General features: G+C 73.0%; 9 protein-coding genes and 1 pseudogene. 7 read left to right on the plus strand and 3 right to left on the minus strand.

The window, feature by feature from the left end; translation table 11 throughout:
• The 4 genes from G3I40_RS39740 to G3I40_RS39750 all read left to right on the plus strand — a co-directional run.
• The coding region (locus tag G3I40_RS39740; RefSeq protein WP_164559683.1) for an IclR family transcriptional regulator at positions 1-632 on the plus strand (632 nt) is incomplete at its 5' end.
• Between the two features lie 95 nt (positions 633-727).
• A complete protein-coding gene (locus tag G3I40_RS39745; RefSeq protein WP_164559684.1) occupies positions 728-1,750 on the plus strand; it encodes an aromatic ring-hydroxylating dioxygenase subunit alpha in 1,023 nt (340 codons plus the stop codon).
• A complete protein-coding gene (locus G3I40_RS46690; protein WP_203645643.1) occupies positions 1,747-1,920 on the plus strand; it encodes a hypothetical protein in 174 nt (57 codons plus the stop codon). Before G3I40_RS39745 ends, G3I40_RS46690 begins: the two co-directional genes overlap by 4 nt.
• A gap of 5 nt (positions 1,921-1,925) precedes the next feature.
• Entirely contained in the window at positions 1,926-2,849 is a 924-nt protein-coding gene (locus tag G3I40_RS39750) for a PDR/VanB family oxidoreductase (RefSeq protein ID WP_239092216.1), read from the plus strand.
• Here the strand turns inward: G3I40_RS39750 and G3I40_RS39755 are convergent.
• Entirely contained in the window at positions 2,833-3,345 is a 513-nt protein-coding gene (locus G3I40_RS39755) for a GNAT family N-acetyltransferase (protein WP_164559685.1), read from the minus strand. The genes G3I40_RS39750 and G3I40_RS39755 overlap by 17 nt on opposite strands.
• Before the next feature lie 51 nt (positions 3,346-3,396).
• Positions 3,397-3,798: a tautomerase family protein gene (locus G3I40_RS39760; protein ID WP_164559686.1), complete on the minus strand. Its 402-nt coding sequence runs from the start codon at positions 3,796-3,798 to the stop codon at positions 3,397-3,399.
• A gap of 178 nt (positions 3,799-3,976) precedes the next feature.
• On the opposite strand from G3I40_RS39760, the gene G3I40_RS46695 reads away from it, so the two are divergent.
• The gene (locus G3I40_RS46695) at positions 3,977-4,138 is read left to right on the plus strand and encodes a hypothetical protein (protein WP_239092217.1); all 162 of its coding nucleotides are present in this window, start codon (positions 3,977-3,979) and stop codon (positions 4,136-4,138) included.
• Positions 4,139-4,147: 9 nt separating this feature from the next.
• Here the strand turns inward: G3I40_RS46695 and G3I40_RS39765 are convergent, their stop codons facing one another.
• Positions 4,148-5,320 carry a M48 family metallopeptidase gene (locus tag G3I40_RS39765; protein WP_343245172.1) on the minus strand — a complete coding sequence of 391 codons (1,173 nt, stop codon included), beginning with the start codon at positions 5,318-5,320 and terminating at the stop codon, positions 4,148-4,150.
• A gap of 341 nt (positions 5,321-5,661) precedes the next feature.
• Between G3I40_RS39765 and G3I40_RS39770 the strand changes: the two genes are divergently transcribed.
• Both G3I40_RS39770 and G3I40_RS39775 read left to right on the plus strand, forming a co-directional pair.
• Positions 5,662-6,537: an SGNH/GDSL hydrolase family protein gene (locus G3I40_RS39770; protein ID WP_164559688.1), complete on the plus strand. Its 876-nt coding sequence runs from the start codon at positions 5,662-5,664 to the stop codon at positions 6,535-6,537.
• 468 nt (positions 6,538-7,005) lie between these two features.
• Positions 7,006-7,465: pseudogene (locus tag G3I40_RS39775) on the plus strand (penicillin-binding protein); the annotation flags it as partial.

A 7,465-nucleotide genomic window follows, 5' to 3' on the forward strand; every position in this document is an offset into this window, starting at 1 on the left:
TCGCCGGGTGGGGCGCCCTCGAACGGGACGAGGCGGGCCGCTACCACGTGGGCCTGCGGCTGTGGGAGATCGCCGCGCTCGCCCCGCGCGGCCTCGGCCTGCGGCAGGTGGCGCTGCCGTACCTGGAGGATTTGTACGAGGCGACGCACGAGAACGTGCACCTCGCGGTCCGCGACGGCCTGGAGGTCGTCTACATCGAGCGTCTGTCGGCCCGTTCGGCGGTCGGCGTGCACTCGCGGGTCGGCGCCCGCTGGCCGCTGCACGCCACGGGCGTGGGCCTGGCGCTGCTCGCCCATGGCGGCCTCGTGCTCCAAGAGCGGTACCAGGAACGCGAGTTGGCGGCGTTCACCCCGTACACCGTCACCGATCCGGACCGCTTGCGGCGGATGCTGGCCGAGGTGCGCCGCACCGGGATCGCGGTGAGTGACCGTCAGATCACCGACGACGCGCTGTCCGTGGCGGCGCCGGTGCGCGGACCGCGCGGGGACGTCGTCGCGGCGGTCTCCGTCGTCGTACCGGCCGCCGGGGCGCGGACACCTGCCCTGATTCCGGCGGTCCTACTGGCCGGTCGCGGCATCTCCCGGGCCCTCGGCTGGCAACCCGTCTCGCAGCCGCCCCCGGCTTCCGCCTGACGGAAGGGGCGTTGTGGGGCGGTGACCCCGGTCACCACTGTGGTGGGCGACGGGCGGCGACGGAGCCGCGCGCAGTGACAGGAGGGACGCCTGCCATGTCCGCACACCCGAACCTCTCGGCCTTCGCCCGCGATCAGTGGTATGTGGCCGCCTGGTCGTCGGAGGTGGGCCGCGAACTGCTCGGCCGGACGGTCCTCGGCGAGCCGATCGCCTTCTACCGCACGGAGGCCGGTGAGCCGGTCGCGCTCGCCGACCGCTGTGTGCACCGGCGCTACCCGCTGTCGGCGAGCGGACTCGACGGCGACCGGGTGGTGTGCGGCTACCACGGGTTCACGTACGACACGACGGGGACGTGCGTGTACGTGCCGGGGCAGAAGCGCGTTCCCCGTACGGCGCGGGTGAGTTCGTACCCGGTCGCCGAGGTGGACGCCATGGTGTGGGTGTGGCTCGGCGAACCGGAAGCCGCCGACGTCGCCGACATCCCGCGGGCCCCGCATCTCGCCGAGGACGGCTGGGTCACGGTGCAGGGCATGGAGCCGATCGACGCCGACTACATGCTCCTCGTCGACAACTTGATGGACCTCTCGCACGAGACGTATCTGCACGGCGGCTACATCGGCACGCCCGAGGTCGCCGAGACGCCGATCACGACGGAGGTCGACGAGGCGGCCGGGATCGTCCGGGTCTCGCGGCACATGAAGGACGCCGAGTGCCCGCCGTTCTACGCCCGTTCGACCGGTATCCAGGGCCGCATCGAGCGGCGCCAGGACATCGAGTACCACGCGCCGTGCCTCTATCTGCTGCACAGCACGATCAGCCCGTCCGGGCAGGATACCCCCGCGTTCCGTACGGAGATCACGTACGCCATCACGCCGTCGGCGCCCGGCAAGGTGTACGACTTCTGGGCGGTGTCGCGGAACTTCGCCGTCGACGACGACGAAGTCACCGCCTTCCTGCGGGACTTCAACCACACGGTGGTCATGCAGGACGTGGACGCGCTCAACCTCCTGCAGCGCACCCTGGACACGGAACCCGCCGGGTACCAGGAGCTCAGCATCAACATCGACACGGGCGGGCTCGCCGCGCGCCGCATCCTCGGGAAGCTGGCCGCCCGATGAGCGCCCAGGTGTACCGCATCGACTGGCTTCCCGGCACCGATCTGCTCGACGGGCGCTGCCACTGCGGCGCGCGGCACACCTGCCAGGACCCGGTCGCGATGTGGGAGTGGATGCTCGCGCACCCCGATCACCCGGAAGACCTCGCTCCCGCAAAGGACCGCGCCTCGTGACCGCTCTGCTCGACACCGCTCTGCTCGACCTCGTCGTCGCCGCATGCCACCAGGAGGCCGTCGACGTCGTCTCCCTGCTCCTGCGCCGCCCGGACGGCGGGCCCCTGCCCGCGTGGGAGCCGGGCGCGCACGTCGATCTGGTCCTGGCCGCGGGCCTCGAACGGCAGTACTCGCTGTGCGGCGGCGACGAGCGCTCCTGGCGCATCGCCGTGCTGCGCGAGAGCGACGGCCGGGGCGGCTCGGCGCACGTGCACGACGCGCTGCGTCCCGGCAGCCGGGTGGCGGTGCGGGGGCCGCGCAATCATTTCCGCCTCGAACCCGCCTCCGCGTACCGGTTCGTCGCGGGCGGCATCGGCATCACGCCGCTCGTGCCGATGCTGGCGGCGGCCACCGCGGACTGGTCCTTGCTCTACGGCGGCCGGTCCCGTCGTTCCATGGCGTTCACCGAGGAGTTGACCTCCCGGTATCCGGCCGACCGCCTCCTGTTGCGGGAGGGCCCGCTCGATCTCGCGGTCCACCTCGCGGATCTGCGGCCGGGTGAACTCGTCTACGCCTGCGGCCCGGAGTCGCTCCTGGCCACGGTCGAGGCGCTGGTGCCGCCCGGGGCCCTGCGCACGGAGCGGTTCACCGCGGCGACGGCGGACGTCGAGGTCGAGGGCGACCGGCCCTTCGAGGTCGAACTGGCCCGGTCGGGGCGTACGTTGACGGTTCCCGCCGACCGGTCGGTGCTCGCCACGCTGCGGGACGCCGGCGTCGACGTGCTCTACTCCTGCACCGAGGGCACCTGCGGCACCTGCGAGACCGACGTGCTCGCGGGCGAGGTCGAGCACCGCGACAGCGTGCTCACCGCCGCCGAACGGGCCTGCCACGACACGATGATGGTGTGCGTGTCCCGCACGAAGGGCGACCGGCTCACGCTGGATCTGTGACGGCGTCGCCCTCCTGCAGCGTGCGCTGCATGACGTGCAGCGCGACCCGGCCGTGACGCGGGTGGTCGAACGCGTCCGGGATCGTGCCGACGACCGTGAAGCCGAGTGAACTCCACAGGTGTACGGCCGGGTTGGTCGCGACGACCGCGTTGAAGACCATCGCGCGGTAGCCGTCGGCCCGGGCCGCGGCGAGGACGTGTTCGGCCAGGGCCCGGCCGTATCCGTGGCCCGCGTGCGCGGGGTCCACCATGAAGCCGGCGTTCGCGAGGTCCGCGGCAGGGCCGCCGTAGTTGGCCTTCACGTAGGCGCTGGCCACGAGCGCCCCCGAGCCGTCGGTCACGACGAACACCCGGCGCCCCGGCCCCGTCCACAACGCCCGGGCCTCGGGCTCGGTCGTGTCGGGGTCCCATGCGTACGTCTCGCCGGCCCGGACGATCTGTCGCCAGAAGGGCCAGATCCGCTCCCAGTCCCCGTCCCGGGCATCCCTGATCTTCATGCGCCCGAGTCTGGCACGGGCCGGGGGACGGGCTTGTCGCCGCAGCGCACGTCACTCCCCCGGGCCGTCGTCGGGTGCGTACTGCGCGAGCCCGTGCCCGAACGACCAGTCGACCGACTCGTTCTCGGTGAGGGTGACGAGGACGTTGCGGGGCTCGGTGCCCGCGTACTCCTCGGCGAGTTCGGCTATCCGCCGGTACAGCGCGCGCTTCTGTCCGGGCGTGCGGCCCGCGCGCAGGGTGATCCCGACGAACACGACGTCGTCGTCGCGTCGCACTCCGAGGTAGTCGTCGTAGCGCAGGGTGCCCCGGACTCCGTCGTGACTGTGGAGCACCTGGAACAGATCGTCGGGCGGGAAGCCCATGGCGTCGCCCAGCGCGTCGTGCACGGCACGGCCCAGGGCGTGCAGCCGCTCGCTGTCGGCGTTCAGGGCATCGATCCTGACCAGAGGCATGGGTGTGCTCCGCGATCTCCTAGGGGACAGGCAATGCCCGTACATACTAGTAGTTACAGTCACAGTGAGGGGAAGACCCACCCCCGGCTGCCCGTCGGACCCCGGGCCCGCGTATGGTCCCCCTTTGTCCCGAACGACCTGGTGGCAGCCGTGTCACCGAGAGCAGGAGCAGCGCACCGTGCCCGCACCGTCCACCGCCCCGGCGCCCATCTACGACCGTCTCGTCGACGAGCAGGGCGACGTCCTCGCCGACGCCCGCGAAGCCGCCCAGCAGACCGAGCGCACCGCGGAGGACGTCCTCGACTTCGGCCGCGCGCCGGACGCCGGCCAGGCGGGCTGAGCGGGTCCGTCAGCCCCTGCGGCCGTCCCGGAGCAGCTCCCGCGCCAGTCGGGCCCGCCCGGGCCCGAGCTCCGCGGCCACCGCCGCTTCCCTGACCGGGTCGACGCGGACCGCGGCGTCGCCCGGCGGGTGACCCGTCAGCACGTCGCGTCGCAGATGGGTCGGCGGATGGGTGGAGTCGACGCTGTGCCCACGGCGGGCGCCCACACGCCGGAGGCGTTCGTACTCGCCTTCGGGGACGGACCGCACGTGCACCGCGAGCCGCTCCCACAGGCCGTCGGCGTCCGCACCCCGGCCCTTGACCTGCCGGCTGTTCGCCTCCCGGCGCAGCGCCCCCTCGGCGGACTCCGTGACGAGCAGGGCATCCATCAGACGTACGGCCGCCGGGGCCGATGCCGCGTCGGCCGCCTTGGCGTCGGCGAGGTACTCGGCGCGCTGTGTCGCGCGCAGCGTGACCTGGTGGAGCAGGTGCAGCACGCCCGCGATCAGCAGCCGCGGGCCCAGCGTGACCAGGTTCACGAGCGCCTCCATCGGCGTCGGGTTCTGTGTGCGCGCCAGGAAGTAGTACCAGGTGGTGAGCGAGCGCAGGGCCTGCCCGACGAGGTGGCCGTGGCGGATGTCACCGTTGCCGAAGTGGCCCAGTTCGTGACCCAGCAGGGCGACACGCTCCTGGGGTCCGAGGATCTCCCACAGGGGAACGCCCAGGGTGAGCAGGCGTCGACCGCGCAAGCCGTACGTGGTGACACTGGCGTTGAGCTCGACATCGAGGACGACGGCGTCGACCCCGCGGGTGCCGATGACCGCCGCGACCTCGTCGACCAGGGCGAACAGCGCCGGCGCGGCCGCCCTGCGCAGCACCGGTGCGTCATCGGGTAGTCGTCCAAGCCGCGGCCGCAGCGTCCAGGCGGCACCGAGCAGGAACAGCGCGCCGACCAGGCGCCAGGCATGCCCCCACCCGGTGGCCAGGAGCCAGATCCCGCAGGCGGCGACCACGACGGTGACCGCGTGCACCACCAGTGCCAGGGCGACCGCCACCGCGCTCGCGCCCCTTCGTCGCACGGCAGTGGCCCGCTCGCCGCGCGCCATCAGCTCGGCATGCAGACGCGACCCGTACCGCTGCGCGGCGCCCCTGCGCCGACGCTCCAGGAACCCCGGCTCCTCGTCCGGCGCGGCCGGATCCACGTTCCAGTCGCACGCCGCGCACCAGGTCGTGAAACGTCTGTCGCACCGCACGACGGTCCCGCACTGTGGGCACGTCTGAACCGTCTCCTCGACGGACTGTGCCACCGCACACCCTCCCCACCCCTCGGCCCCTCCCCAGAGGCCGCACTGTTTTGATGCGTACAGCTCATCACACGGCGCCCTCCGATGCCCCGCCACCCCGCACTGTTGCCAGGTCACGACCTCGTGCACGCCTATTGACTCGTTTTCGAACTCGTCGGTAGCTTCAAGAGTCAGCGCTGAACTCCCCTGTCCCACACGGCACTTGGCCCTGCGCCGAGCCCGTTTCGAAGGAGCGACAGATGGCGATGCGCGCGTTCAGGAAGCGACTTGCGGCGGTGGCCGTGGCGACGGGTGCGGCGGTTCTCGGGCTCGGGGCCCCGGCGCAGGCGGCACCCGCGCCCCTGCCCTACGTCGCCCTCGGCGACAGCTACAGCGCCGCCTCCGGCGTCCTGCCCCTCGATCCGTCCGCGAGCCTGCTGTGCGCCCGCTCGACGGCGAACTACCCGCACGTCCTCGCCCGGCGTACCGGTGCCACCCTCAAGGACGTGACCTGCGGCGGGGCCCAGACGAAGGACTTCGCCGGGTCGCAGTACCCCGGCGTCGCCCCGCAGCTGGACGCGCTCGGCGCCGACACCCGTCTGGTGACGATGACGATCGGCGGCAACGACAACAACACCTTCATCAACACGATCCTGGCGTGCGCGACGGCAGGGATCGCCTCGGCCGGGCAGGGCCACCCCTGCACGTCCCAGTACGGGGACACGTTCGCGCACGACATCGACAGCAAGACGTATCCGGCGGTGCGGGCGGCGCTGCAGGCGGTGCGCGACAAGGCGCCCCAGGCGCGCGTCGCGATCCTGGGCTACCCGTGGATCATGCCGCCGACGGCGCAGGCGGGCTGCTTCGTGAAGATGCCGATCGCCTCCGGCGACGTACCGTACGTGCGCGACATCCAGACCCACCTCAACCAGGCGGTGCAGCGGGCCGCGGCGGAGACCGGCGCGACCTACGTCGATCTGTCCCGGGCGTCCGAGGGGCACGACGCGTGCCAGGCGAGCGGGAAGCGCTGGGTGGAACCCGCCCTGTTCGGCACCAACTTCGTGCCCGTCCACCCGAACGCGCTCGGCGAATCCGCCATGGCCGACCTCACCGGCGCGGCGCTCGGCCTGAGCTGAGAGATCCGGGACGCCCCCGGGGTCGCTGGACGAACGCGACCTCGGGGAAGCGCGGCGACGGGCCGTCGAGGAGGCCGTTGTCCCGGCCTCGCAGACGGAGGTCGAAGAAGGCGGTCAGGTAGGCACGTTGGGCCGCGACCGCACGCGCCGCGTCCACCGTGCCCACCCAGTCGGCGAGCAGGTCGCGGGGCCGACAGCGCGGAACCGGCGGCCAGTAGAGCGCGGCGCGCGGGTCCGCCGGGGGCGGTCGTCTCGGGAACATCCCTCGTCGAAGGCATGTCCCAAGCCTGTCGGGGCGGGGGTGGCCGCACCATCCGGCAGACCCGAGGCGCGCGCTGGGGGGCATCCCCCAGGGCGCGACCCGTGCACGTGTCCGTGCCCCTGAACGGCGCACTCCGACAGGGAACGGGGCCGTTGCCCGCCCTACTGTGAGGCGTCGGGATCAACCAGCGGCAGGGCGGAGGCCCCGTGGGCGGCGAGCGGAACCACACCCCTAGGACACTCCATCTCTGGGTCGCGGGCGCGGCGTCGCTCGGGCTCGTCGGCTCGGGGCTCGGCGCCTGGGCGGCGTTCGGCGGCGACGACGCGCCCAGGACCGGACCGCTGACGGCGTCGGAGGTCCGCTCGGCGTCCCACGGGTTCCTCGACGCCTGGGCCGACGGCGACACCGGCGCGGCGGCGCAGCGCACGGACGACACCGCGGACGCCGGTGCGGCGCTGCGCGACTACAAGGAGCAGGCCCACCTCGCGCCCCAGACGGTGCGGCCCGGCAGCCCGGCGGGGTCGCGGGTCCCGTTCTCGGTGCGGGCCGCGTTCGCGTACGACGGGGCCCGTGCTCCGCTGGCGTACGACTCCGCGCTGACCGTGGTGCGCAGGCCCGGGGACGGCAGGGCCGTCGTCCATTGGGAGCCGCAGGTGCTGCACCCGC

It is taken from the genome of Streptomyces sp. SID14478, assembly GCF_010548525.1.
GTDB lineage: Bacteria > Actinomycetota > Actinomycetes > Streptomycetales > Streptomycetaceae > Streptomyces.